The 25687-nt window shown below is 34.6% G+C and carries 26 protein-coding genes; 5 read left to right on the forward strand and 21 right to left on the reverse strand.

Annotated elements, in window-relative coordinates:
- Nucleotides 1–10: 10 nt before the first annotated feature.
- The 3 genes from QW060_RS15680 to QW060_RS15690 form a co-directional block, all read right to left on the reverse strand.
- Nucleotides 11–1039: a glycosyltransferase family 9 protein gene (locus tag QW060_RS15680; RefSeq protein WP_290364403.1), complete on the reverse strand. Its 1029-nt coding sequence runs from the start codon at nt 1037–1039 to the stop codon at nt 11–13.
- A gap of 1 nt (nt 1040) precedes the next feature.
- Nucleotides 1041–1316, reverse strand: coding sequence for a hypothetical protein (locus tag QW060_RS15685; RefSeq protein WP_290364404.1), 276 nt, complete (start codon nt 1314–1316; stop codon nt 1041–1043).
- Between the two features lie 69 nt (nt 1317–1385).
- Nucleotides 1386–1991, reverse strand: a complete 606-nt coding sequence (locus tag QW060_RS15690; RefSeq protein ID WP_290364405.1) for a DUF4254 domain-containing protein — start codon at nt 1989–1991, stop codon at nt 1386–1388.
- A 65-nt stretch (nt 1992–2056) separates the two neighbouring features.
- Between QW060_RS15690 and upp the strand changes: the two genes are divergently transcribed.
- Entirely contained in the window at nt 2057–2698 is a 642-nt protein-coding gene (gene upp, locus QW060_RS15695) for a uracil phosphoribosyltransferase (RefSeq protein WP_290364406.1), read from the forward strand.
- On the opposite strand, the gene QW060_RS15700 is transcribed toward upp, so the two are convergent.
- The gene (locus tag QW060_RS15700; RefSeq protein ID WP_290364407.1) at nt 2693–3622 is read right to left on the reverse strand and encodes a DUF6427 family protein; all 930 of its coding nucleotides are present in this window, start codon (nt 3620–3622) and stop codon (nt 2693–2695) included. The genes upp and QW060_RS15700 overlap by 6 nt on opposite strands.
- A gap of 115 nt (nt 3623–3737) precedes the next feature.
- On the opposite strand from QW060_RS15700, the gene QW060_RS15705 reads away from it, so the two are divergent.
- On the forward strand, nt 3738–3971 hold the full coding sequence (locus QW060_RS15705; RefSeq protein ID WP_290364408.1) for a DUF6341 family protein: 234 nt from the start codon (nt 3738–3740) through the stop codon (nt 3969–3971).
- 45 nt (nt 3972–4016) lie between these two features.
- Here QW060_RS15705 and purD read toward each other — a convergent pair whose 3' ends face one another.
- The 13 genes from purD to QW060_RS15770 are packed head-to-tail and all read right to left on the reverse strand — an operon-like array spanning nt 4017 to nt 19555.
- Complete coding sequence (purD, locus tag QW060_RS15710; protein ID WP_290364409.1) at nt 4017–5288, reverse strand: phosphoribosylamine--glycine ligase; 1272 nt, start codon at nt 5286–5288, stop codon at nt 4017–4019.
- A gap of 28 nt (nt 5289–5316) precedes the next feature.
- Nucleotides 5317–6651 carry an exopolysaccharide biosynthesis polyprenyl glycosylphosphotransferase gene (locus QW060_RS15715; protein WP_290364410.1) on the reverse strand — a complete coding sequence of 445 codons (1335 nt, stop codon included), beginning with the start codon at nt 6649–6651 and terminating at the stop codon, nt 5317–5319.
- Nucleotides 6652–7635: a UDP-glucuronic acid decarboxylase family protein gene (locus QW060_RS15720; protein ID WP_290364785.1), complete on the reverse strand. Its 984-nt coding sequence runs from the start codon at nt 7633–7635 to the stop codon at nt 6652–6654.
- A 51-nt stretch (nt 7636–7686) separates the two neighbouring features.
- Nucleotides 7687–8766, reverse strand: a complete 1080-nt coding sequence (locus QW060_RS15725; RefSeq protein WP_290364411.1) for a glycosyltransferase — start codon at nt 8764–8766, stop codon at nt 7687–7689.
- Nucleotides 8744–9973 carry an O-antigen ligase family protein gene (locus QW060_RS15730; RefSeq protein WP_290364412.1) on the reverse strand — a complete coding sequence of 410 codons (1230 nt, stop codon included), beginning with the start codon at nt 9971–9973 and terminating at the stop codon, nt 8744–8746. The genes QW060_RS15725 and QW060_RS15730 overlap by 23 nt, the downstream gene beginning before the upstream one ends.
- Nucleotides 9960–11132, reverse strand: a complete 1173-nt coding sequence (locus QW060_RS15735) for a glycosyltransferase (RefSeq protein ID WP_290364413.1) — start codon at nt 11130–11132, stop codon at nt 9960–9962. The genes QW060_RS15730 and QW060_RS15735 overlap by 14 nt, the downstream gene beginning before the upstream one ends.
- Entirely contained in the window at nt 11086–12396 is a 1311-nt protein-coding gene (locus QW060_RS15740) for a hypothetical protein (RefSeq protein ID WP_290364414.1), read from the reverse strand. Before QW060_RS15740 ends, QW060_RS15735 begins: the two co-directional genes overlap by 47 nt.
- Nucleotides 12386–13309, reverse strand: a complete 924-nt coding sequence (locus QW060_RS15745; protein ID WP_290364415.1) for a glycosyltransferase family 2 protein — start codon at nt 13307–13309, stop codon at nt 12386–12388. The genes QW060_RS15740 and QW060_RS15745 overlap by 11 nt, the downstream gene beginning before the upstream one ends.
- On the reverse strand, nt 13310–14524 hold the full coding sequence (locus QW060_RS15750; protein WP_290364416.1) for an oligosaccharide flippase family protein: 1215 nt from the start codon (nt 14522–14524) through the stop codon (nt 13310–13312).
- A 10-nt stretch (nt 14525–14534) separates the two neighbouring features.
- Nucleotides 14535–15488, reverse strand: coding sequence for a hypothetical protein (locus tag QW060_RS15755; RefSeq protein WP_290364417.1), 954 nt, complete (start codon nt 15486–15488; stop codon nt 14535–14537).
- Nucleotides 15489–15492: 4 nt separating this feature from the next.
- Nucleotides 15493–17181, reverse strand: a complete 1689-nt coding sequence (locus QW060_RS15760) for a DUF6909 family protein (RefSeq protein WP_290364418.1) — start codon at nt 17179–17181, stop codon at nt 15493–15495.
- 5 nt (nt 17182–17186) lie between these two features.
- Nucleotides 17187–18065 carry a carboxypeptidase-like regulatory domain-containing protein gene (locus QW060_RS15765; protein ID WP_290364419.1) on the reverse strand — a complete coding sequence of 293 codons (879 nt, stop codon included), beginning with the start codon at nt 18063–18065 and terminating at the stop codon, nt 17187–17189.
- Nucleotides 18065–19555, reverse strand: a complete 1491-nt coding sequence (locus QW060_RS15770; RefSeq protein WP_290364420.1) for a GH3 family domain-containing protein — start codon at nt 19553–19555, stop codon at nt 18065–18067. Before QW060_RS15770 ends, QW060_RS15765 begins: the two co-directional genes overlap by 1 nt.
- Before the next feature lie 210 nt (nt 19556–19765).
- Here QW060_RS15770 and tatA point away from each other — a divergent pair, with 210 nt between their 5' ends.
- Complete coding sequence (gene tatA / locus QW060_RS15775; protein ID WP_290364421.1) at nt 19766–19969, forward strand: twin-arginine translocase TatA/TatE family subunit; 204 nt, start codon at nt 19766–19768, stop codon at nt 19967–19969.
- A gap of 21 nt (nt 19970–19990) precedes the next feature.
- Nucleotides 19991–20182 carry a Sec-independent protein translocase subunit TatA/TatB gene (locus tag QW060_RS15780; protein ID WP_290364422.1) on the forward strand — a complete coding sequence of 64 codons (192 nt, stop codon included), beginning with the start codon at nt 19991–19993 and terminating at the stop codon, nt 20180–20182.
- A 291-nt stretch (nt 20183–20473) separates the two neighbouring features.
- On the opposite strand, the gene QW060_RS15785 is transcribed toward QW060_RS15780, so the two are convergent.
- Together QW060_RS15785 and QW060_RS15790 are read right to left on the reverse strand one after the other, a co-directional pair.
- Nucleotides 20474–20746 carry a hypothetical protein gene (locus tag QW060_RS15785; protein WP_290364423.1) on the reverse strand — a complete coding sequence of 91 codons (273 nt, stop codon included), beginning with the start codon at nt 20744–20746 and terminating at the stop codon, nt 20474–20476.
- A 220-nt stretch (nt 20747–20966) separates the two neighbouring features.
- Nucleotides 20967–23090 carry a Tex family protein gene (locus QW060_RS15790; RefSeq protein WP_290364786.1) on the reverse strand — a complete coding sequence of 708 codons (2124 nt, stop codon included), beginning with the start codon at nt 23088–23090 and terminating at the stop codon, nt 20967–20969.
- Between the two features lie 55 nt (nt 23091–23145).
- On the opposite strand from QW060_RS15790, the gene QW060_RS15795 reads away from it, so the two are divergent.
- Complete coding sequence (locus QW060_RS15795; RefSeq protein WP_290364424.1) at nt 23146–23409, forward strand: DUF1294 domain-containing protein; 264 nt, start codon at nt 23146–23148, stop codon at nt 23407–23409.
- On the opposite strand, the gene QW060_RS15800 is transcribed toward QW060_RS15795, so the two are convergent.
- A complete protein-coding gene (locus QW060_RS15800) occupies nt 23399–24922 on the reverse strand; it encodes an NAD(P)H-hydrate dehydratase (protein WP_290364425.1) in 1524 nt (507 codons plus the stop codon). The two genes, QW060_RS15795 and QW060_RS15800, sit on opposite strands and share 11 nt — an antisense overlap.
- Before the next feature lie 83 nt (nt 24923–25005).
- A complete protein-coding gene (gene rpiB / locus QW060_RS15805) occupies nt 25006–25437 on the reverse strand; it encodes a ribose 5-phosphate isomerase B (RefSeq protein WP_290364426.1) in 432 nt (143 codons plus the stop codon).
- Nucleotides 25438–25687: the final 250 nt, after the last annotated feature.

The following is a 25687-nucleotide window of genomic DNA, read 5'->3' on the forward strand; positions in this document are numbered from 1 at the left end:
CACCCTATTTTTATTTGGAAAGATCTTTGATTTTTTCCACTACTGCATCTGTACTGATAGTGCGCATTACCTCTTCATACCCCTCTACCTGCTTATTGCCATAAACAGACGTTGGTATTTTCGGATAGCGGGTGCGATCAGCTGTAAGGGTATTGTCAAAAGATTGGTTAAACGGCAGAAATCCCGCATACGGATGAGTATGCCCCCACAAAGTAAGAACTTTTACTCCCAGCATGGCTGCAATATGGGCATTACCGGAATCCATCGAAAGCATCAGATCAAAGTTGGAAATCAATGCCATTTCTTCTTCTAAAGTAAGCTTACCGGCTACTACTATCACATTATCCAGTTTTTGCTGCATCTGATTAAGAAGCTCCGTTTCTTCTGTACCACCTCCTAATAAAAACAGTTGATAGTGGTCATCAAGAGCCAGTTTACGGATGACTTCCCGCATTAGATCCTCCGGATATACTTTGGTTTTATATTGTGCAAAAGGGGCAATTCCTATCCATTTCTTTATTTTAACCCCAGTGATATTCTGTATTTTAGCACTTAACACTTTGGGCTGCGGAAGTATGATATTGTTTAACTGCACTTGAAACCCAAATGCAGACAAAGTATCACAATGTCTTTGTACCATTGTTTTCAATGGTTTAAATACTTTGTTTTCTGCCCGGGTCAATGCCTTTTTCTCCGCTCTTCCTTTATCTGTATAAGCGGTTCTGATACCTGACAGGCAGAAAAAAATACGCACTATTTTGGAACGCAATACATTATGAAAATCGGCAAAACCATCGGGCTTTAGCTTACTGAGTTCTCTGTAAAGCCGCCACAAACCTAAAAATCCTTTGTGTCTTCCCTGCACATCAACCGCAAAAAAATGTACTCTTGGCAAATGTTCAAAAAAGGGACGAAAGAAAGGACGGCTTACAACTGTCACTTCCACATCTTCAAATTGCTGTACCAAAGCGGTGATCACCGGAACGGTCATAGCTACATCTCCCATAGCCGATAATCTGAAAACAATTATATGCTTCATTTTAGTGGGTAAAATAGTTCAGCATATCTATTGATAAGGTTACAAACCTATCATAAGAGTAGCTTACAGATATTAAAGGAATAACAATAAGAAAGATCATTATATATTCAAAATAACGGCTGTTGGAATTTACCAGCTTACAAAATCCGAAGAGAAACGCGTAATAAATACTAAGGATACCCAGAGGAATCAAAAGTACCTGAGCATATGGATTGAAAAATGACCAGATAAATACACCGATGATGACAATAAGAATTGTAAAAATCAGTATAGACAAGATTTTTATAAGTTTTTGCATAGTCTTGAATAAAAAAAAGACTTTCTGTAAGAAAGCCTTTCAAAGTTACTATTTTTTATTTTGATATAACACAGGATTTAAATCATCATCGTTATACATTTTCATCTGCTTGTATACTTTCATATACTTATCACCACTTTGGATATCATCAAGCAAATCATCGATGGCTGTTGTCAGATCCTGACGTTGTTCCAATAATATATTCAGTTTTTCCTGACATTTTACTTTATGTTCCGGAGTTGCATCAATTCTGTTTACCTCCTCGTTCATGTGGTAAATTTTTAAAGCAAGAATAGACAGGCGGTCGATAGCCCAGGCCGGACTTTCGGAATTTATCTTTGCATGAGGTTTCGCATGTACTTCTTTATATTTTTGTAAGAAATAACTGTCTATATATTCTACCATATCTGTTCGTTCCTGATTAGACGCATCGATACGTCTTTTCAATGCCAAAGCATCTACAGGATTGATCTGAGGGTCACGGATGATATCCTCTAAATGCCATTGAACGGTATCTATCCAGTTTTTCAAATAGAGTAAATGTTCTATTTGATCTTTTGGATACGGATTGTTAATCGGTTGATCTACATTATCAAATTTGTGATAATCGCGGATACTTTCTTCAAAAATCGGAAAGGCTATCGATGAAAACATACTTATAAATTTTATTTACAAATATAGTTTTAATAATTTTATCCCGCTAATAACATTCAGAAACAATGACCGTACACTATATATCAGAACAAAACAGTATTTTGAATCACTTTCTTGCCCAGCTACGAGATGTAAACGTCCAGAAAGACAGTATGCGTTTTCGAAAAAACATTGAAAGGATTGGTGAAATAATGGCGTATGAACTGAGTAAGACATTGCCTTATAGTGAAGTGAACGTTCAGACTCCACTGGGAATAAAAAATACTGCTGTCATTGAAGACAATGTAGTATTATGTTCTATACTCAGAGCAGGACTCGCCTTACATACCGGATTTATGAATTTTTTTGATGATGCAGAAAACGGTTTTGTTTCCGCTTCCCGGATACATGGCAGTATGGACATTAAAGTTGAATATCAGGCCGCTCCTTCTTTTGAAGGAAAACATTTGCTTCTTTTAGATCCGATGCTTGCGACAGGACACTCCCTTGTTGCTGTATTCAACAAACTTATCACTGAAGAAACGCCTAAAGAAATTCACATCTGTGTTGTTATCGCTACTCCTCAGGGCATTTCATTTCTTGAAAAAAACCTTCCGGATCATTGTCACCTTTGGGTAGCAACTCTTGATGAAGGGTTAAACGGAGATAATTATATCGTACCTGGTCTGGGAGATGCAGGTGATCTTGCCTATGGAGAGAAATTATAACCCTGCCATACTCAGGAAAAAACTTATAACAAAAATAGCTATGAGTACCGTTTCTTTCATCCATTTTCGAGGAAGACTCTGTACATAATTGGCTCCAAAAATAGAAAGAGGAAAAAAGGTAAACACCAATAAGCTGTTGCTTTTATCAGCTGAAATAACGTAAATAGCAGCTCCAACTATAAAACAGATCAGAATTTTTTTATAAGTAGTATAATCACTTATAGGTAATGAACGCAGTTTGAATATCTGAGAGGTTACAAATAAGAAAACAATAGAAGAAAAAATGGCCAGAGCAATGTTCTGATAAACATTTTCAAAATAAGAAAAATTAAAATCTACAAAGAAATGATGTCTGAAAAAGTCAGTAAAGGATTGCTCAGTATACAGACAATAGGTATAGAATAAAACGCTAATACAAAAAACTGCTACTAAAGGTATAAACCAGTTTCTATAATCTTCTGACAGATACCACAATATTGCAAAATACAAAGGCAACATAAATAAAACCGTCCACGGCTCAAAAAGCATGGCTACAAGGATCCACAAAGCGGCATCAAATATCTTTAATTTAGAAGCCTTAAGTGTATGCAGTGAAAAAGATCTCCTTAAAGCAAGCAATATAAAAAAATTAGAGATGATGATATCTGAGTTGTCAAAATAGGATGAAAACAGTATCAAAAAACAGGCATATAGATATAAGGAATACAGGTTCTGATCTGATAATTGATTTTTAAAGGTAATAAATTGTACTAAAAAAACAGACAGCACAATCAATACAAACAATATAGATTTCTTTACAACTCCATAAAAATCGACAGTCCACGATAAGTCATTCATCACATTGAGTACATAAACGATCAGTAACATCACAGATATTACCATATATCCTATCGGACGACTTTTGCTAAATAACGTTGTAATCATTTATTGAATAATATTTTTATGTGTTGTAAATAACTTGTTGATAAATTTTATTACTTTTGTAGCAAAGTTACTATTTAAGTATAATTTATTCGAATTAATTTAACAACAATATATTATGTGGACTTCATTTTTCAATGCAATTCAATATTTGACAGTAGACGTTCTAATGGTTCCTATGGATTGGTTGGCAAAATTAGAGTTGACAAATTGGTGGGCTGCCAATACGCTCAACTGGATTTTTATCATCATCTGTAGTATTGCTTTCGTTTATTGGTTAAAACAACTAAAAATATTCAAAGCAAATAACGAAGACGAACAAGATACAACAGCACATTCTTTCTTGAAATAAAAAGAATAAAAATAAAAAAGCAGGTTTTAATAAACCTGCTTTTTTTTATAAATCAAATCCTAAATCCTTTCGATAGTATTTACCGTCATAATCTATCTTCGCTACATTTTTATAAGAAGTCTCTAAAGCTTCCTTAAAATCGTTTCCATAAGAAGTAACAGCAATAACTCTACCTCCATTAGTAACAATCTCTTCATTTTTCAAAGCAGTTCCTGCATGAAAAACCAATGAATCTTCTATTGTATCGATTCCTGTGATTGTTTTACCTTTTTCATAATCTTCGGGATATCCACCAGAAACCATCATTACCGTGGTAGCTGTTCTATGATCAATTTCAAGAGTTGCCTGATCTAATTTCTCAGCTGCAACGGCCTCAAAAAGCGCTACTAAATCAGATTGTATTCTCGGAAGTACTACTTCCGTTTCCGGATCTCCGAGACGCACATTATATTCAATTACAAACGGATCATTGCCTACTCTGATTAATCCGATAAACACAAACCCTTTATAATCGAGCTGGTCTTTTTGTAATCCATCAATAGTTGGTTTTACAATGCGTTCTTCGATTTTGCGCATCAGTTCTGCATCTGCAAACGGCACTGGCGATACGGCTCCCATACCTCCAGTATTCAAACCTGTATCTCCTTCTCCGATTCGTTTATAATCTTTAGCTGTTGGTAACAGTTTATACGATTTACCATCTGTGAGAACAAAACAACTTAACTCTATTCCGTCAAGAAATTCTTCGATCACTACTTTTGAAGAGGCATCTCCAAACTTAGCATCTACAAGCATATTTTCTAACTCCTGCTGCGCTTCATTCAGTTCATTTAAAATCAAAACTCCTTTTCCTGCAGCCAAACCATCCGCTTTCAATACATAAGGTGGAGTAAGGGTTTTCAAAAATTCTTTTCCTGCTTCTACGGTATCTTTCGTAAAACTTTCATAACGGGCCGTTGGAATATTGTGCTTTACTAAAAACTCTTTGGCAAACTCTTTACTACCTTCCAGCTGAGCTCCTCTTTTTGAAGGCCCAATGACAGGTATATGTTGCAACTCCGGATCATTTTTAAAAAAATCATAAATTCCTTTTACCAGAGGATCTTCAGGACCCACTACTACCATTTGTATCTCAAAAGAAAGAACGGTTTCTTTTACTGCCTGAAAGTCATTCGGATTTATGTTTACATTTTGTGCAATGCTACCGGTTCCTGCATTTCCTGGTGCTACAAAGAGTTTGGAAAGCTTTTCGCTTTGGAGCATTTTCCATGCCAATGCATGTTCCCGGCCGCCTGAACCTAAAAGAAGAATATTCATATTTGTTGTGTGTTTGTTATATTCATTTTTAATATGCTTTGTTATCTCCCATTACAGCATTTTTTACTGTAAGGTAGATGATTTTGAGATCGAGTAACAGTGACCAGCTTTCAATATAGAAAACATCATATTTTACACGGTTAATGATATCGCGCTGACTTTCTATCTCTCCTCTATACCCATGTGTCTGCGCCATTCCGGTAATTCCCGGTTTTATAAAATGTCTCAGCTTAAACCGTTCTACTTCTTCTACATATTTATTGGTCAGGTTCACCATATGAGGCCTCGGCCCGCATACCGACATATTGCCAATAAGTACATTAAAAAATTGAGGCATTTCATCTATACTCGATTTTCTGAGAAAAGCCCCCAGTTTCGTTATGCGTTTGTCATTCTTTATTACCTGATGTGTATCTGCTTCAACATTGACAATCATAGACCGGAATTTATAACAGTAAAATTCCTCAAAATAAATACCGTTTCGCTTTTGTTTAAACAATACCGGTCCTTTGGATTCCAGTTTTATCAGAATGGCGATAATGGGAAACAACCAGGACATGACAAATACAATTACAAAAATAGAAAATATGATATCAAATGTGCGTTTTATCAGACGATTATAATAGATTTCCAAAGGTGTTTTACGCTCCGGAATTACAGGAATAAATCCGTAATACTGAATTTTAGCAGAGTTCGATAATATTTCTTTTCTTGAAGGAATATACTTGAGGTTCATAAAAAAGTTATCTGTAAATAAGATGACTCTTTTTATTTGTTTGCTTTCTATTTTATTAAGGGAAAGATAAATTTCATCTACTCCCTCTCTACAGTATTGGAGTGCTTCTTCAAGTTCTGTTATTGGAAATTGCCTTAAACAATCATACCCGTAATCTTTTTCTTCATGAAAAAAAGTTGCCAGTTGATTGGATATCGGATCCTGACCAATGATGACCACTTTTCTCTGGTTGCCTCTAAAATGTCTTCTGAAATATTTGAGCCCCGAGAAAATGGCATATTTAAGAAATGTAATACAGACAAAGGTAATGGCTATATAGGACAATAGAGAAAGTGGAGCTATATAGCCGGATATGAATCCAATATACGCAAAACAGAAAATAGTAAATAATGCAAACTGTTTCAATACTTTACTCGCAATCTGTATAAGCTTGGTAAAACGATAAATATCGTAATATTTAGTAATCCAGCTCAATACGATCCAAACGACAGAAACAAATACATGAAACGGTGGAGAAATGTATCCGAAAGGCAAGATGATACCCGCTATCAGGTTGAGTAGCACAAGGTCTAATAACACCGTAAAAGGCCTGAGGTATTTTGAATATCTGCCGACTTGTTTTATCACTTAGTTGATATATTTAGTAAAATCTTTGTGTTCTTCTTTTAATAACTCCTGATCAGATAAGGACTGGAAATAATTATATGTAAGTCTCATCCCTTCTTCTCTTTTTATTTTTGGTTCCCAACCTAAAAGCTCTTTGGCTTTCGAAATATCCGGTTGACGCTGCAACGGATCATTTTCAGGTAATGGTTTGTATACTATTTTCTGATCCGTTCCGGTAAGTTTGAGTATTTCCTGTGCAAATTCATTGATGGTAATTTCGTCCGGATTTCCAATATTGACAGGTAAGGCATAATCACTCATAAGCAATCGGTAAATTCCTTCTATCTGATCGTCTACATAACAAAAAGATCGTGTCTGGTTACCATCTCCAAAAACAGTTAAATCTTCCCCTCTCAACGCCTGTCCCATAAAAGCCGGAATTACTCTTCCATCGTTTAGCCGCATTCGCGGACCGTAGGTGTTAAAGATACGAACAATTCTTGTTTCCAAACCGTGAAAAGAATGATAGGCCATAGTTAAGGATTCCTGAAAACGTTTTGCTTCATCATAGACCCCTCTGGGACCTATGGTATTTACATTTCCAAAATAGGCTTCTGTCTGTGGATGTACCAACGGATCTCCATATACCTCTGAAGTTGAAGCGATGAGTATACGTGCCTTTTTTACTCTTGCCAAACCGAGCAGATTATGTGTTCCCAAAGAACCGACTTTCAATGTTTGTATCGGAATTTTTAAATAGTCAATCGGGCTGGCCGGGGAGGCAAAATGCAATATATAATCGAGTTTACCGGGTATGTGTACAAATTTGGTAACATCATGATGGTAGAATTCAAAATGCTCGGAAGGGAAAAGATGGGCAATATTTTTTAAATCTCCCGTAATAAGGTTATCCATTGCTATTACATGAAATCCTTCATTGATAAACCGATCGCAAAGATGGGATCCTAAAAACCCTGCTGCCCCTGTAATAAGTATTTTTTTCATCATACTGTTTCGAACTTTGTAAAATTACATAATAATTAACGGCTTTTAAAGCTATTTTTTCATTACTTCAGAAATATATTGTTGCATTTTATCGTGAAACTGTGCTTCCGAGAATTGTTGTGCGTGCTGGTGTATCAGAGCATAATCAAATGTATAGTTTTCAAATTTTTCTATACATTGATTGAGCATTTCCGGCGTCCGCTCTTTAAAGAAAAGTCCCGTTTTTTCTGAAATAATGGTTTCTAACATTCCGCCTTCTTCAAATGTAATCACAGGAGTACCGCATGATTGAGCTTCAACGGCAGCAATGCCAAAATCTTCTATACCTGCATGTATAAAGGCTTTTGCCTTGCTGATGTATTCATAAACTTTGTGCTCAGATACAAATCCTGTAAAGATAATATTATCGGTTGCCATAAATTTCAAAGCCTTCATTTGTGCACCATCACCTACTAAAACAAGTTTTTTACCAGATTGTACAAACGCTTTTACGATGACATCAAAATGTTTATAAGCAACCAAACGTCCAACTGCTACATAATAATCTTCTTTCTGTACTTCTAATGGAAACGCCTGTAAATTTACTGGTGGATATATAACTTTTGCAATTCTTTTATACCTATCTTCCACCCATTTTTTTACATAATTAGAATTTACAATGATATAATCGGGGGCTTGTGCCTGTTTGACATCTTTTCTTTGAAGAAAGCGAATCAATGGTTGTAATAAAATAGTAGCACGACCAAAATATAAAAACTGATCATCCCAGATATATTTAAAATTGCGCGCCTGAAAATAGCTGATATGTACCTGATGTTTTGCTGATTTTTTAACCCCTTTAGCTACAGCATGTGATGATGAAACAATGAGGTCAACCTCTTCTGGAACTTTTATAGTTTCAACAGCATGATGCATCAAAAAAAACATTGTCCTGAAAGCTGTTCCAAAACGGTTTAAATAAGTAGTGGTTACTTTTAGTGGTGTGGGACTTATTTTTTTCAAATCATCCGGTTGCATCACATTTACGAGTGCATAGAGATGATCAAAATTTGCCGCTTTTTGTAAGGCGGTAATGACACGCTCAGCTCCACCATATTTGTCTAACCAATCAACTACTAAAACTTTTTTCAAATCGCTGTTTCTTAACTACTACAAAAATAGCATTAAATAATGTAAATAAAACCACTCCTAATTGGCGGTCAAATAAATTTTCTGTCAACAAATTAATCGCAAATAATAAAATAAATAATTTGTGGTAATAAGAACCTTTGATAATAAAGAAACCTATAAATCCCACAAAAGACAAGAGTCCAATTATACCATATTTCATCCAATAATCAAAATACTGGTTATGCGAATTGTAGGTTTGTGTTTGAAAATCATCATAGCCAACATAATCAAAACTTTTGTAGCAATCGTTTAAACTTTTTTGTACGTTATCCGGACCTACGCCCATAAGCCAATGTTGGTTTAAAACATGCTGTGTGCAATGCAGAATTGCGTATCGATAATTGACTTCATGTGGCTGCATATCTTTGTTGGGAAGTTGTGCTTTCCACTCAACCAAATTGTGATAACGCTCTTTCATCGGTGTATACAAAAAAGCTACTCCAATAAGTAATATCATACTCCCAAACACCGTTACTTTAGCCATAAAAGATTTAAGCTCCCGTATTACTATACCTAAAAATCCTATAAAAAAACAAATCAATGCCATACGTGCAGAGAATAAATAAACACTGAATAGTAAGAATATAATGGTAATTATTGAGATATAATTTATTCTGCGAACATTGAAACATTGGTACACAAGTATCAGAGAAGCAAAAACACAAATAAGTCCTAAATACGGCAAATGAATATGAGTAGTATTCTGAAAAATATTTCTGAACGTGGGATTATAAAAGGAATTTTCACGCCATAATGTTCCGAATCCTTCAGAAAAAATACTGTTCCAAGACTTTAGCACTACCATCACAGTAGCTACAATCATAACGGCCAGAGTTCTTCTTAGCATTTGTTTAGAAAAGAAACTATAATTCAGTAGAAAAAAGAAACTAAATAACAAAAATGGCAGACTTCGGTTTAGTAAATTTCCCATTGTCTTATAATCGATCGCCAATGGCAGATAGATTATTAAAGCAACAAAAGGGAAACTCATGATACCTATTAATCCATAATCCTTTTTACTGATGCTTTTATAGGTTTTATTCTTTATCGTGATATATAGTGAAATCAACACCCATATCATCATTAACAGGCTGTAATGGTTAAGTTTTACAATCGGAAATAAGCCTAAACTTAACGTACTAAAGGTATATAGTTTACTCCATTTCATTTAATTGCTTTGCTAAAATAGTGAGATAACGGGTTTCTTTCAGATGCTCTTGTGCCTTATTAACACGCACAATACGTTGAGTATTACCAAATAGTTCTTCTATCTGACTTAGAAAAGTTTCAGCATCGTTGGCAATCCAGAACATATCACTCGTCAGTCCGATACCTTCAGAACCAATATCAGTACTTACTAATGGTAATCCGTTTACCAAAGCATTGATAGATTTCACCTTTACACCACTTCCATGAAACATAGGATTAATAAAAGCAACAGCTCCATCATAAAAAGGCTTTAAATCTGTTTGATTAAAATACAGTTCTAATCGTTCGTGATCTTTATATTTTCTCCGAAGTTCTGTATCATTACCTTTGGTAGAACCAACTACTACGAGTTTATAATCCGGATATTTTAATAAATGAAAATGTACCTTTTTCAGATACCAATCTAACCCATACAAATTATTCTGCATGAACAAAGATCCCATGAATAATATTGTTTTGGTTTCTTTTATACAAGCAGGTACCATTTCTTCATTAATAGGAAAAGGCATAAAAACACCCTTTTTTTTATATGCTGATTCTTTTAAATCGTCCTGAGAAATAAACCATAACTGATCTGCTTTGTTAAAAGCACAATCCGTAAATTTTTTAATGCGCCCAGCCTCAATACTATAATACAATTTTTCTTTGATAGAAATACTACTTTTTCCCAATGCTTTATAATAAGCCGATTCATTATTGTGTACTCTGATCACCAAATGTTTGTAGTGAATACTTTTGTTTTTGATAATGGGTAAGCAAAACTCGCCTTCCAGCAACACCACATCAAAGCTGTCATTTATTAATACCTTTTCTAATTTTTCTCTGCTGCGTACTTGTAATGGTAAAGTACCAAGCATGTCTATGGCTCTGTTTTTTCTTTCAACATAATAAAAGTTTGATACCCTTTTTTCTATCACAGATAATGCTGCTGCTTTTGGAGCCGCTTTATCTGTAACCAGTAAACTCACTTGCCATCCCAATTGGTGCAATCCTTTAATGCGCTCCCAAACGTCTATAGCTCCGCCAAAATTGGCCGGATATGGCGTAAAACCTGAAACTATTAATATTTTTTTATGCTGCATCAGGTTCTTTTGTTTTAAGTCTTTGTTGGAAAACATCAAGCATGGCTAAGAAAAACCATAATTCATATTTTACATGAAAAGTAATGTAAACAATTCCTGCCATAATCATAAAAGCCAATGGGATTCTTAAAAAATAAACATCCAAATTTTGTTTTTTTGACAATTGCAGATACCGCTTGATAAAAAACTGATAAAAGAAATACAAATAAAAAACACCTCCATACATCAGTTGGTCAAAAAATTCGCTTTTTGTAGATAACGCCTTGGTTGTGGAAAGATAGGATCGTATTTCCTGTAAATTAAACTGGTCAAAATAACCATGCTCCAAAATGTATTCTAATACTTGCGGATAATAATTTACAAAACCGCTCCATCCAACTCCTATAATACTCATCCCAAAAACAACAACAGATGTAAAAACAGAAGATAAGCGGGTACCAAAAGTACCACTCGTTGTTAATTGATCAAGGATAATTTCTTTTAAGGTAATACCTACAAATATACCTACTATCACAAAAATGATTATCAAACCGTATAATAACCCTCTCAGATATTTATTTTTCTTAATGTATGCAAACGTCAAGGGTAATATAGACAACAATGCCAGTAAAAGAAATCCTTTAGACTCGCTTACCAATACATACGAAAAGAATAAGTACATACTCATTATATAAGTAGTCGTCTTAAAGAATTTGGTTGCTTTAACATAATTGACCAGGAAAACCGGCATAAAAATAAATAAGATAAGTATGGTACCTGTCCAGCTTTCTTCAGGAGTTAACAAACGAACCCGCCAGTATTTATGAGGTAAACTATGTAAAAAAGGTAGAAAAATAGTGGCCTTTTTCAAAAAGTAAATTTCTAATGTGATATATCCAGTCAAAAACAACTGTATCAGATAAGTAGCTGTAAATAGGTTTGTAATATTATTAAAATTATTATTGATGTATGAATACACAAATTGGTATAAGATTAAAATGATTATTGGGTAAATACTCATTTTAATCGTTTTTACAATTATATTTTCATCCAATACCTCAAAAGAATCATTATGTATATAAGATATAACCAGAAAAATGAGGGAAATCAGAAACAAATACAACAAATATTTAATATAGTGCTGGGCATAAATACTGATTCCGATCCGCTTATTTGAAAAGATGTACACCAACATCAACGGTGCCATTAAAAAAATAGGTGATCGTCCTATCTCTCCGATGAGATTATACAGCGGAAAATCCTGATATATAGCGGCAAACAAAACCACAAAATAAATGAGAACTTGCTTGTTAATTGCCATGTATGGTGTTTTTAAATATCGTCATCACAAGCTTTAATTGTCCTTTACGCAAGCGATTTATTAATAAGAGTAACGTAGCAAAGTAAAACATAGTATTTAAACCAAAATGCTTTTTTACAAATTTCTGTCTGCTATTAAATAAAGCTACTTCAGAAAAATAAGACTTCTTCTTTTTGTATGAAGAACCAATACTGGCTCCTTCTTTGTGATATACCACACTATCTTCACACCAGTCAACAATATACCCTTTTTCTTTTGCTCGGTACACCCAATCTAATTCTTCATAATACAAAAAGAAATTCTCATCCAATAAACCAACCGTTTCAACAAAGTCTCTCGAAACAAAAATAGAAGCTCCGACAGGATAATCAATTTTTGGCAATTCCGATTTAGGAGTTTCAGCCGATAATCCTTCTCCAATATGTTCAGAAATATAATACCTTTTATTAAATACGCCTCCAACAGCCTGAATAATCTTGGGGTCATGGAAATAGAGCAATTTTGAACCTAATATTGTTTTAGGCTGCTGTTGCTGTTGTTTTATCAATGCTGTGAGGGTATTTTGCAACACTATGGTATCATTGTTTAATATCCATAAATGGGATGCTGCTTTTTGTTGCAACGCAAAAGAAATACCGATATTATTTCCCGCGGAAAATCCTCTGTTTTTTTGTGCTTTAATGAACACTATTTTTTCATTCGAAAATTTAGATGTGATTCCTTCTTCAAATGAAAGAAAAGGTACTTCAACAAATTTTGCATACGCTTTTAGCGTTTCCCATTCTTCTAAACCATTGGAATTATCTACCACTACAATCGTTAAAGCATTGGTCAGAGTTAAAAGCGAATCTATACAAGCTTTAGTATCCTCACTTCCGTGGTAGTTTAATAATATAACAAATGTATGCACCATTTACTTTGCATTTAATAATGGTTTTCCCTTTGTAAACATAGCCAATGTAATAAACATTTCAACGATATAAATGCTAACAATTGTACCTTCTAAGTGAAACTTCCATGTTAGTAATGTTCCTAACACGAACATTGCCATAGCACCAAATAAAGAAAAGTTTACCAATGTTTTTGTCTTATGAAAATACAATAAGGTCTGATAATATGGAATATTTAATGCAATAATGATCGGTAAAAAACATAAATATTTAGATAAAGAAAGTCCTTCTTTTAAAGATGTTTCTATATTAAAATAATCGATTCCAACTATATATAGCAAAAACAATAACGTTGTGACAAAGCCTAAAAATAATATATTGAAACCCGTTATTTTTCTAATATATCGTATGCCTTCACTCCATTTCTCTTGTAGTAAATAACAATATCTCGGATAGCTTACGTTAAAAAACACGCCTAAATAGCTTCTAAAAACGGTAATGATCATATCCGATATTTTATAGATTCCTGTATAAAAATCTCCTAAAAAAATACTGATTATAAATACGGGTGCATTAGAATAAAAAGTAATCGCAAAATTAGAAATGACTATTGCCTGATTTTTTTTCACAAATGATAACAACCGCTTTTGTGAAGTACTGAATACTTTGGGAATTTTACTATAATAATAAGCATACACCAATGTATTTGCGAAACCTAAGATACCGACTACATATACATAGTCTTCTGTTTTTCTTACTAATATAAAAACGAGTACTACATACAGAACTTTAGAGATGATAATGATTTTATTAATGGTTTTAAAATCTTCTAACCCTTGAAAAAACCATATCGGATTAAAAAGCTGGGCAACTAAACTCAACAATCCAAAATAAAAAACCGCCTCAACGTTTAGTATTAAGAAAGTAAAAATACAAATTCCCAATAAAATGATGGTACTAAACATTCTATATTCATATAAAGTACCTATATATTTTTTCAGATAATTTGTTGCACTCCTATAGGCACTTACCTCTTTTACACCTATTAAATTAGAACCAAACTCAATCAATAAACAAAGAACAATAAATAAAGAAGTAGCTACACCTATTTTACCCCAATTTTCGACACCACAAACCTTAATAATATAAGGCATGACTATAAATGGTGCTAACAGGTTTACAATTTGTCCGGCGCCATGTACTATAAAATTAATAAGGGAGTGTTTTGTCTGACTCACTATACCATAATTAGAAGCTTGTCTTTAATCGATTAAATTTACTTTTTAGATAACCATATATAAGAAATAAAACAAGAAACAAGAAAGGAAAGAGTATAATATTAGGAATTAAAGACGTAACCTTAATGTTCATAATTCGCGAGGCATCATATATAATTTTATCCTGCTCTATCAATTGCACATCAGTAGCATTTACCTGACGAATTAGGTCCTCTTTAATTTCTAAAACATCTCCAACCTGATTGTAAGAATTTAAAGACAAGTCACTGGTTTTCTGTTCTTCTCCTAAACGTTGAAACATACCATTGATTAAATCAATTGACTTTGCCAGTTCATTACGTTTGTTCAACGTATTTACTTTTTCAATTTCTTTGCGTTTGTTAAAATAGCTATCATTGTTCATCTTCTCTAATATTCTATCAACCAAAGCAGTCGTGTTACCATTGCCTTTTGTATAAATTTTCAGAAGATGAAATTTATAATTCTTAGACGCTAATTTACTTTTTGAATATTTCTCTAAATCTATAGAACGATCACTCAATATTTCAAAAGCCTTTAAATGTGTACGATCACTAATAATAAAATTATAGGCGTCATAAACCGGTTCTATCTTAATGTTGTATAGCACTTCATTATTATCAGATGCTTTCAACTCATTATTAAAACCAATTATATCAAACGTTTCTACCGTATTATACAAATACTCAACACTATTAAAATTGGGTACTACCAATATTTCGTTCAAAGATCGGTCATCATTTGACTGATCGCTAAAAAAGCCAAGAATTCCTCCAATAAGTAAAAGAATCAATACAACAAATTTATTTCTCTTCAAAAATCGAAATAAGCGATAGATATTATAAATAAAGCGGTCATAAAAACCGTTTATCCTATTAGAAAAATGTTGAAGGTCAACTTCTGATTCTTGAGGGATAGTGTTCTTAACATCAAATGGTTCGCTCATATTTTTAGAGAGTATTAAAAATTTGTTCCAATATTTTTATAGTAATCAAATACGTTGGTTTTACACCTGTTGATCCCAATCCGCCCGATGCCAGCGTACTTCCGGTTTCCAAAGGATTATCCGATGCATAATAGGCATAACGTACTTTTACATCCGGATTGATGCTCTTTCTGATCTTGGAAGCAGATTGAATTGCTTTCTGATAATGAGCTCCCTCCATTTCCAGACCTATCACCCTCCATGTAGAATCATGGAAAAACTTCAACAGATCTTTATTTTGCAATGAAGTTCCTAAAACAGTAATCATTGTTCCTCCACAAACAGGAATACCATGTCCTTCAAACATTTCCGGTTTCAACTCATTCTCAAAAGGATAATTATCCCCTGTCCCTTCATTGATATGTGCAAACGGAATCATAATATCTCCTTTGTCTCCAACCAGAATTCCGGCTTTACCCATAATAGATACAGATTCAACGTTCAAATATACATCTTTTTTAAACGGTTTAAGCAGCTCGTCAATCGTTTCATAAGCCTGCTCTCCGAAGGCATAATCCATAACAATAATAACAGGTTTTTCTTCGTCAGGTTTTCCTTTTAAAGCGTGCACGAGAGTGGAAGTCTCCGGATCGATCTTCGCTGTATCAAATAACTGCACATCGATGTTGGTACCTGACGTATCCGGTAAAAACAACATTCCTTCCCGGTCTGCGCGCTCTTTGACTACTTTTCTCAATACATCATTCTCAGACTTGCTCAGTTCTTCATAAATCTCAATATCAATCTTATCTTTCAGTCTGGATTTCAGTACCGGAACGGCAAAGATAGAATTCATCACACTGTGCATATTCGCACTGATAATATGAATCGGGCGTTGTAAAAGATTCAGTTCTTTCAGAGCATTTTTAATATTATCTGCCCAGATTTCACCATAAATATGATGTCCGAGACGCTCTCTCAAAATAGGACTGAAAGTAATTGTTCTTTTATTATTATACACCACTTCATCAATCGCAAGCTTCCCTAACCAATAAATAATATGTAAAAAACGGTCCGGATTTTCTAAAACGGCAAACTGATCATATATAGAGTTTATTTCAGAAAATGTTCTTCCCAGAATATTAGAAACATGCGAAATAGCGACTTCTTTTTCATTCTGCTCAAGCATGTCCTCTTTTAAAACCGCCTGTTCAAGCTTTTGCCAGTCTCTGGAGAATTTCTCTTCATCTTCAATAAAAATACGATTCTTGATTTTGTGCGACTCTATAAAAATAAAGGTAAGATGCGTGAGTACATCATAGATATCTGATCGCCCTCTCGTAATTTCTATATTCATTTGTTCATCGTCAATACGATAACAATTTCTGCGTCTTTTTGGCGGCACGATTGCTTTGAAATGCGATTCTGAATACCCTTCATCTGAAGTCAGGTTTATAAAACGGCATTCCTCTATCCCAATCGGCAAACGCTCTATTACATATAACAGACCATTTAGCTCTACTTTTTCATCAGCAATAGATCCGTAAATTTCAGGTCGCAGTTGCAACAATGCTTCTCTTAATGTTTCTCCGGAAACACCCATTGGCTTATAAAACCCTCTGTTAAACAGATGGCGCATGGTAATATAAATTCTTTCAATCGCAGCAGATGATTCCTGTGATCGTGTTCTTGATATATTTTTTAATTCTTTCATTCTATTTAATTTGATAAAATCAATCCGATAGCCGGATCAATATATGTTTTTATTTCTTTTAATGGTTCTTTTTGTTGTATAAATTGTTCGTTGCTGAACCAGTCTCCGAACATATACCTAAAGGCAGAAGATTTTTCTACCGTATTACTGATGAGATCAGGGGCATAGCGATAATCTTCAAAGAGTTCCTGTCCTTTCACATACGTCATGGTCTTCAACCTGTTATTATCAGTCATGAGCCACTCAACTCCAATAAAAACTCCTTTTTCAGGCATCTTTACATTATAGGACAAAAGGTCAACAATATTTTTCTTGTTGCCTCTTTTTACATGAACAATAATAGGCTCAACAATGAGGTCTTCTCCGGGACAGCCATCGGCATCAGGTTTCAGTATCCGGAGTTTAAAAGTCGCATCATTGACAATACTTTTGGTATAAACAATAGCTTTACTCAGGTATTGCACATGTCTGATTTCTGACGTGTTTTCAAAAAACTTCGCATAAATCCATGGTATATTACCCGGATTAAAATACAAATTTTCATAGTGTGCATCTCCGATCGTATGGTGTAATGTTTTTTCCGGATACACAATCAGATCATCTTTCATCACATGATTTTTTACCAAACGGATAGTATCACCTTCTAATGCTTTTGTCAAAAGAGTTTCGTATCCGGATGCGTTTACAATAAACACATCATTTTCAACTGCTTTTTTTACCTCAAAGGTACCTTCCACATTAGTTGTAGCGCCTGCTGATGCATCATTATTCCAGACATTCGCATAATGTATCGGCTCATTTGTTTCACCATCGACCACTGTACCGCCAACCTGTGCATAGGCAGGAAAAGCAAATAACAGAAATACACGGCAAATCTTCAGCATTATTTTTTTGTTTTTAGTTGGTCTACAATCTTTCTGTCATTAGACAATCGGGGCAGTTTATTCTGTCCTCCCAGTTTTCCAATCGATTTCATATACTCCTGAAACCCATTGACGGGCACCTTTTTTATTTTAAGCACCTGTAAAACATTTCCTTTTATCAGATCATCATAATAAACGTTTTGTTGACGCAATTCATTGTCAATTGCCAAAGAAAAGTATTCCATGTTTTCAGGCTCTTTTTCAAATTCAATAAACCATTCATGATAAGGCAATCCTGTTTCAGGGTTTACCTGTGGTGCTACAGTAAACTCATTTACAATTACGCCTGTATTTTCCAATGCCTTCTGCAATGCCAGTTCTACTTCTTTTCCGATTACATGTTCTCCAAATGCAGAAATATAATGTTTGATACGGCCTGTAACTACAATTCTATACGGATCAAGACTCGTAAACATTACGGTATCTCCGATATTATACGCCCAAAGACCCGCATTGGTTGAAATAATCAGAACATAATTTACCTGCAGTTCTACTTCACCTATGGTATATCTACGGGCATTTTCATTAAAAAACTCCTCTGCTTTTACAAATTCATAAAAGATTCCCGCATCCAATAGCAACAGCATTCCTTTTTCTTTTTGAGAATCCTGAAAAGCAAAAAATCCTTCAGAAGCCGGAAACAACTCTATAGAATCTACTTTTCTTCCGATAAGTTTTTCAAACTTTGTACGGTAAGGTTCATAATTAACTCCACCGTAAACAAACAGATCAAAGTTGGCAAACAATTCTCCGACTGGTTTTCCCGATACCTGAACCAATTTTTCAAAGTACATCTGTACCCAGGAGGGAATTCCCGAAATTAGCCTCATGTCTTCTTTCTGGGTTTCTCTTACAATTGCATCTACTTTGGTTTCCCAATCTTCAATACAATTGGTTTCCCATTTTGGCAGTCGGTTTTTTTGAAGATAAGATGGCACATAATGAGCCGCTATTCCCGATAGTCTTCCAAACTTTATTCCGTGCTTTTCTTCTAAAACCGGACTTCCCTGTAAAAAAATCATTTTTCCGTTGACAAAATCCGTTTTTCCGGTTTCGTGGATATAAAATAACAAAGCGTTTTTTGCTCCATCAATATGATTAGGAATTGAGTCTTTTGTAATGGGTATGTATTTTGCTCCGGAAGTTGTTCCGGAAGTCTTGGCAAAGTAAATCGGTTTTCCTTCCCATAAGATATTCTCTTCTCCTTTTACAACTCTTTCTATATAAGGCTTTAAACCTTCATAATCTGTAATGTTGACGCTGTTGCAAAAATCAGCATGATCATTGATCTCCGAAAATAAATGATCTTTTCCAAACACCGTTGAAGCACCTTCACTTATAAGTTTCTGAAAAACCTTCTCCTGTGTTTCGACCGGATTTTGCATCCATTTTGTTGCTTTCTTGTAGACGGATCTTGCATAAATTTTCGCAAAAAAAGATTTAATTGACATACTGTTTTCTGTTGATAAAAAAAGAACAACCGTTGGTAATTACGTACTTTTTCCAAATAAAAACAAAGATATGAAATATCCATTTTGTTTCATCAAAAAACGCGTCAACTTATATTTATGATAAGGTTGTGTTAAAATTATAGAATCTTAACTCTGTTGCGAATCCTTTTTGTTTTATCTTTGTACAATTATAATATAAATATGTTTAGTATGAATTCATTAGCGGTATTTTTAGGGATGCTTAGTCCATGGAATATAGTATTAATCATCGCAGTAATATTGCTATTGTTCGGTGGTAAGAAAATCCCTGAACTAATGCGAGGATTAGGAAGTGGAATTAAAGAATTCAAAGACGCTACAAAAGAAGAGGATCAAAACCCTGCTTCAAAAAAAGATACTGAAAACAAACAATAACTTTAATAAAATCAATCAATAATGGGTAGAATAGGATTTACAGAATTAATTCCTATAATAGTAGTGGTTTTGCTACTTTTTGGAGGAAAAAAGATTCCTGAATTAATGAAAGGATTAGGGAACGGGATAAAGGAGTTTAAAAATGCTACAAAAGAAGAGAATTCTAAGGCACAACAGACTACAAACCCAGCAAACAAATCAACAGAAGAATAATTTCTGAGTTAATGGAAAAAAAACACCCATCTATTTCTAGATGGGCATTTCCCTTATAAAACATAATAAAAACACTACTTTCTTTCCTTTTCAAATATTTTCATAAATGGTTTTTATACCATTTTGTTTTTCTTAGCTATTATCAATAGTGCAATTCAAATGCCAAATAAAGCAAAAAAACACAAATAACTGAATTACAATAAGTTATATTAATTTCGCTTTTTTCAGATTTTTAAAAACTGTTCCTGTTTTACTCACCTGAATTAAATTGTTGTGGAAAAAGACCTCAACTTACTTTTTAGCTCCTTGAACTTTTGGTTCTTTTGGTTGCTCTTTAGGTACAGGCGCAGGGGCTATCACCTTTTGTGGCTCTTGCTGTGGCTTTGAAGCCTCCTGAATTCTTTGAGGATGATGCTCTGCTTTTGGAGGAGCGGGTGCTTCTACAGTAGTTTCCGTAGCAGTCTCCTTATTTTGAGAAGTTGTTTTCATCTCTTTCTTTTCCTGAGCCTGTGCAAAAGTAGTTGCTCCTGCAAAAACCAATGTTGCTAAAAATACCTTTTTCATGATTATATAATTTTTATGGATTAATTTCATCCTTTTAAAATTCAAGAATAAGGCCTCATTATCAAACCTTTTTATTTTAACATCCTTTTTATATTAAAACCCCAGCAAAACAAGAAATAAAAAACTGTAAACCAACAAATTAACAACCGCTTAACGTTTGTGGAATTCTACAAAAAAATGAGGAATCTTATTTAAAAATTCCTCATCCTGTTTCTTTTATTTACAATATCATGCTCAACTGTATGCGTTTATTTCCCAAATCAACATCGGTTACCTTTACCATAATTTGTTCATGTAGTTTTACTACTTCATTTACATCACTTACAAAACCAGCTTTGAGTTTAGAGATATGAACCAATCCGCTTTCTTTAATACCAATATCCACAAAACATCCGAAATTAGTAATATTATTGACGATTCCGGGCAAAACTTGTCCGATTTTAAGATCATTAATCGTTTTTACAGTAGCATCAAACTCAAATATTTTAGCAGATTTTCTCGGATCCAATCCCGGTTTTTCCAATTCATTGAGAATATCCTCTATCGCAAGTAATCCGATATCATCCGTATAATACCGTTGTTTATCAATCTTTTCGATATATTGTTTGTTTCCAATCAATTCTTTTAAAGAAACATTTAGGTCTTTCGCCATTCTCTCAACAACTTTATAGGCTTCCGGATGTACTGCAGAATTGTCTAAAGGGTTCGTTCCGTTTTTAATTCTTACAAAAGCAGCTGCCTGTTGAAAAGCTTTTTCTCCAAGCCGGTTTACTTTCTTTAATTCATTTCTATTAGAAAAAGTACCATGTTCTTTGCGATACGCAACAATATTTTCTGCCATTTTTTCTCCGATACCCGATACATAGCTCAGTAAGGATTTACTTGCGGTATTGAGATTGATACCCACTGCATTTACAGAACGCCCTACTACCTGATCCAATTCTTCTTTGAGTAACATTTGATCTACATCATGCTGATACTGCCCTACTCCGATAGCTTTAGGTTCTATTTTCAGCAATTCAGCCAAAGGGTCCTGTAATCTTCTGCCGATAGAAACAGCTCCACGTACTGTAACATCATAGTTGGGAAACTCATCTCTGGCGACTTTGGAAGCAGAATATACCGATGCCCCTGCTTCACTCACTACAAAAACCTGTAGGGGTTTGTCAAAGGCAATCTTTTTTATAAAAAATTCTGTTTCCCGGGACGCTGTACCATTACCGATAGCAATGGCCTCAATTTTATAGGAATTAACCATTGAACGGATTTTTTTCATCGCCATCGCTGTATCTTTCTGCGGTGCATGTGGAAAAATAGTCTCATTATACAATAACCCGCCCGTTTCGTCTAAACAAACGATTTTACAGCCTGTTTTAAAACCCGGATCTATTGCCAGAACTCTTTTTTCACCGAGAGGAGCACCTAAAAGAAGTTGAGATAAGTTATCGGCAAAAACACCGATTGAGTTTTTGTCTGCTTTGAGTTTAGCCTCCTGCAAAACCTCATTAGACAAGCTGGGTGCCAGGAGTCTTTTATACGCATCAGCTACAGCCATACGCAATTGAGCAGCCGTTTCATTCTCTGTTTTGATCACCGTTTCCTCCATAAAGGTAATCGCATCAACGGGCTCAATGGCTACATTTATCTTTACAAATCCCTCATTTTCCGCCCGTAGCATAGCCAGAAGCCGGTGAGAAGCGGTTTTATAAAGAGGTTCAGACCAGTCAAAATAATGACTAAATTTCTGTGCACTTTCCTCTTCTTTTTTAGTTTTTACTACTTTCGAAGTAATAACCGATTCTCTTTGGAATTTTCTTCTTATTACTTTTCTCAGATAACCGTTTTCATTGATCCACTCCGCAATAATGTCTCTTGCTCCCTGTAAGGCATCTTCTTCAGAGTTTATTTTTTCATTTCTATATTTAGAGGCCACTGTATATACATCCTCTATTTTTTGTGACATGATCATTTTTGCCAAAGGTTCCAATCCGTTTTCACGTGCCGTATCAGCTTTTGTCTTTCTCTTCTTTTTAAAAGGCAAATAAAGATCTTCGAGTTCATTCAGATCAAAACTGTTTTTTATCTTTTGTTCCAACACATCAGTAAGCATTCCCTGCTCTTCAATCGAAGCCAGAATTGATTCTTTTCTTTTTACAATAGTATCAAATTGCTGTTTTTGTTTGGCAATCTGTTCGATAGCTACCTCATCAAGATTGCCTGTCCGGTCTTTACGATAGCGGGCAATAAAAGGAATCGTACAATCTTCTGCTAATAACTGTAATGTCTGCTCAATATTTTTCGGACTTGTAACAACAGTTTGCTGAATATAGGAAGTTAAATTCATCATCAATTTTAAATAAAATGCTAAAATACTACCTTTGTCATCATTTTTAAAACACATGAAATACTTCTTTCTTTATATAATCATCATTAATTATATTGCATATAGCCTTTTTCATATCGACAAAGACCGGGCGATAAAGGGAAGAAAGCGTATTTCAGAAAAAAATCTTCTGATAGCAAGTGCTTTGGGAGGAAGCTTTGGTTCATGGCTTGGCATGCAGCATTTCAGGCATAAAACAAAAAAAACTTCTTTTAAAATCAGTTTTTATATTATCATTGCCTTTCAATTATTTCTTTTACTTTTTGTATTCAGAAGGTGATATCGGAATCGGATATAGTGAAGTAAGCATCTGACAGATGTGATATAATATCTGTAGCCGTCATACTCTGTGCCCCATACTGCTTTTTGGCATGGTCTCCTGCCAGTCCGTGTAAAAACACACCGAATACAGCTGCTTTTTCAGCAGCATATCCCTGAGCCAGTAAAGAAGTAAGGATTCCGGTCAGTACATCTCCGCTACCAGCAGTGGCCATCCCTTCATTTCCGGTCGAATTGAAATACATTTTACCCGATGGCAATAAGGTCAAGGTATGAGCGCCTTTGATAAGTAAAATACAATGGTATTTAGCGCAGAAGCCTTTAGCTTTTTCTATCTTATCCAAATCATTTGTCCATGTTCCTATCAGACGTTCTAATTCTTTTGGATGAGGCGTAAGTATGGTATTTGTAGGCAAAAGATCAAACAATTCAGGATTTTCTGAAAGTATGTTTATAGCATCTGCATCCAGAATCAGTCTTGTATCTTTCTTTTTTTTCAGAAACAAAACAAAAGCGGCAACGGTTTCTTCTACTTTTCCCATTCCTACACCAATGCCTGTTGCACTGTATAAATTCACAGAAGGAAAAGAAGTAATATGGTCATCGTAAGCATCCGTCAACACCATAGCTTCCGGAAAATAACTCTGAAAAGCCGTATATCCACATTTTGGTATATAAGCAGTGACCATACCACAACCCGTTTTTAAAGCGGATTTTGTACTCATCATTGCGGCACCAATCTTTCCAAAACTGCCGCCAACTATCAAAGCATGACCGTACGTACCTTTATGATCAAACTTTCTTCTCTTTTTGAGATCCTTTTTAGCATCAGAAAGCGTATAATAATAAACATCCGTTTCCACTTCTTGTACCGCTTCTTCATCAAGCCCGATATCCAGCACCTGAAATTGTTCCATACTATCTGCCGATTGCGGAAGTAATAAAGCTACTTTTGGAACTTGAAAAGTATACACCATCTGTGCCCGTACAACAGGATTTCTTTTTTCTGTTTTGCCATCCGCTCTGAGTCCGGACGGAAGATCAACGGAAATTACGTTTTTACATGTATTGATCTGTTCCGTGATGCCGCGCCACTCTTCAGATAAAGCATGTGTAAGTCCGAATCCGAATAAAGCGTCTACAAGAACCGAATTCCTGTCAAAGGATAATTGATCAGACAGATCAAAATATTCCATCTTAATACCAAGTTCCGCTAACTTTTGCTGATTATACAAATTATCAGCACTGTAGGTTTCTTTCTTATATAAATAAACCTGTACTGTAATCCCCGAGAGAAATAGCATTCTTGCCAAAGCCAGACCATCCCCACCATTATTGCCGGAGCCTGCGATAACTGTAAAAGAAGTAGCCGGTGCTTTAGAGAGAATATCTTCCCTAATCGCTTCAAATACAGCCCGGGCAGCTCTTTCCATAAGGTCGAATGAAGCAATTCCCTGTTTGAGAATAGTCTGTTTATCGATGCTTTTTAATTGCTGGGCAGACGGAATCTTCATATTCTTTTTTTATTAAAATGTAGTCAAAAAAAAACACTTATACAAATTGCATAAGTGTTCCTTTTTATGATTTCTTGTCTGCACTACATACAGGCAATCTTATTGACTCTGTTTGCGTGTCTTCCGCCTTCGAATGCTGTCTTTAGAAATGTCTCAACCATCTCTACCGCCTGTACTACAGCTGTATAACGAGCTGGTATAGCAATGATGTTGGCATCATTATGCTGGCGGGCCAAAGAAGCAATTTCTGTTGTCCAACACAATGCACAACGTACTCCCTGATGTTTATTCGCTGTCATGGCAATCCCGTTACCGCTTCCGCAGATAACAATTCCAAAATCTACTTTTTTATCTTCAACATCCTGTGCTACCTGATGTCCAAAATCAGGATAATCTACAGAATCGAATGAATCAGTCCCATAATTGACCACTTCATATCCTTTCTTTTGCAACATTTCAACAATTGCTTTTTTATATTCCGGACCTGCATGGTCATTTCCAATAGCTATTTTCATAAAAAAATGATTTTATATCTCTACAAAAATAAAATTATTTATTCGATATACATGCTATAGAGTACCTTATCTTTCATTTAGTTTTTTACACAATATCTTTTCTATTAAAGTTTCAAAAAGCTGTTTTAAAAAAAGATTCTTTGTGCCAATTATAGATGTATCAAGAGCTTCATTATTCGCTTATAAAATCTCTTAAATTTTGCTTAACATTATTTAATGAGAATATTTTGTACTTTTAAATAAAATTAAT

It is taken from the genome of Paenimyroides ceti (genome assembly GCF_030409925.1).

Coding starts and splice junctions, on each gene's coding strand:
- QW060_RS15795 (WP_290364424.1), top strand. CDS start 23,146: ATGAAATACTTCTTTCTTTATATAATCATCATTAATTATATTGCATAT.
- QW060_RS15735 (WP_290364413.1), bottom strand. CDS start 11,132: ATGTTTTCCAACAAAGACTTAAAACAAAAGAACCTGATGCAGCATAAA.
- QW060_RS15790 (WP_290364786.1), bottom strand. CDS start 23,090: ATGAATTTAACTTCCTATATTCAGCAAACTGTTGTTACAAGTCCGAAA.
- QW060_RS15740 (WP_290364414.1), bottom strand. CDS start 12,396: ATGGCAATTAACAAGCAAGTTCTCATTTATTTTGTGGTTTTGTTTGCC.
- rpiB (WP_290364426.1), bottom strand. CDS start 25,437: ATGAAAATAGCTATTGGAAATGACCATGCAGGTCCGGAATATAAAAAA.
- QW060_RS15800 (WP_290364425.1), bottom strand. CDS start 24,922: ATGAAGATTCCGTCTGCCCAGCAATTAAAAAGCATCGATAAACAGACT.
- QW060_RS15770 (WP_290364420.1), bottom strand. CDS start 19,555: ATGTCAATTAAATCTTTTTTTGCGAAAATTTATGCAAGATCCGTCTAC.
- QW060_RS15730 (WP_290364412.1), bottom strand. CDS start 9,973: ATGAAATGGAGTAAACTATATACCTTTAGTACGTTAAGTTTAGGCTTA.
- QW060_RS15700 (WP_290364407.1), bottom strand. CDS start 3,622: ATGATTACAACGTTATTTAGCAAAAGTCGTCCGATAGGATATATGGTA.
- QW060_RS15755 (WP_290364417.1), bottom strand. CDS start 15,488: ATGAGCGAACCATTTGATGTTAAGAACACTATCCCTCAAGAATCAGAA.
- QW060_RS15780 (WP_290364422.1), top strand. CDS start 19,991: ATGGGTAGAATAGGATTTACAGAATTAATTCCTATAATAGTAGTGGTT.
- QW060_RS15785 (WP_290364423.1), bottom strand. CDS start 20,746: ATGAAAAAGGTATTTTTAGCAACATTGGTTTTTGCAGGAGCAACTACT.
- QW060_RS15690 (WP_290364405.1), bottom strand. CDS start 1,991: ATGTTTTCATCGATAGCCTTTCCGATTTTTGAAGAAAGTATCCGCGAT.
- upp (WP_290364406.1), top strand. CDS start 2,057: ATGACCGTACACTATATATCAGAACAAAACAGTATTTTGAATCACTTT.
- QW060_RS15720 (WP_290364785.1), bottom strand. CDS start 7,635: ATGAAAAAAATACTTATTACAGGGGCAGCAGGGTTTTTAGGATCCCAT.
- QW060_RS15745 (WP_290364415.1), bottom strand. CDS start 13,309: ATGGTGCATACATTTGTTATATTATTAAACTACCACGGAAGTGAGGAT.
- purD (WP_290364409.1), bottom strand. CDS start 5,288: ATGAATATTCTTCTTTTAGGTTCAGGCGGCCGGGAACATGCATTGGCA.
- QW060_RS15765 (WP_290364419.1), bottom strand. CDS start 18,065: ATGCTGAAGATTTGCCGTGTATTTCTGTTATTTGCTTTTCCTGCCTAT.
- tatA (WP_290364421.1), top strand. CDS start 19,766: ATGAATTCATTAGCGGTATTTTTAGGGATGCTTAGTCCATGGAATATA.
- QW060_RS15760 (WP_290364418.1), bottom strand. CDS start 17,181: ATGAAAGAATTAAAAAATATATCAAGAACACGATCACAGGAATCATCT.
- QW060_RS15680 (WP_290364403.1), bottom strand. CDS start 1,039: ATGAAGCATATAATTGTTTTCAGATTATCGGCTATGGGAGATGTAGCT.
- QW060_RS15705 (WP_290364408.1), top strand. CDS start 3,738: ATGTGGACTTCATTTTTCAATGCAATTCAATATTTGACAGTAGACGTT.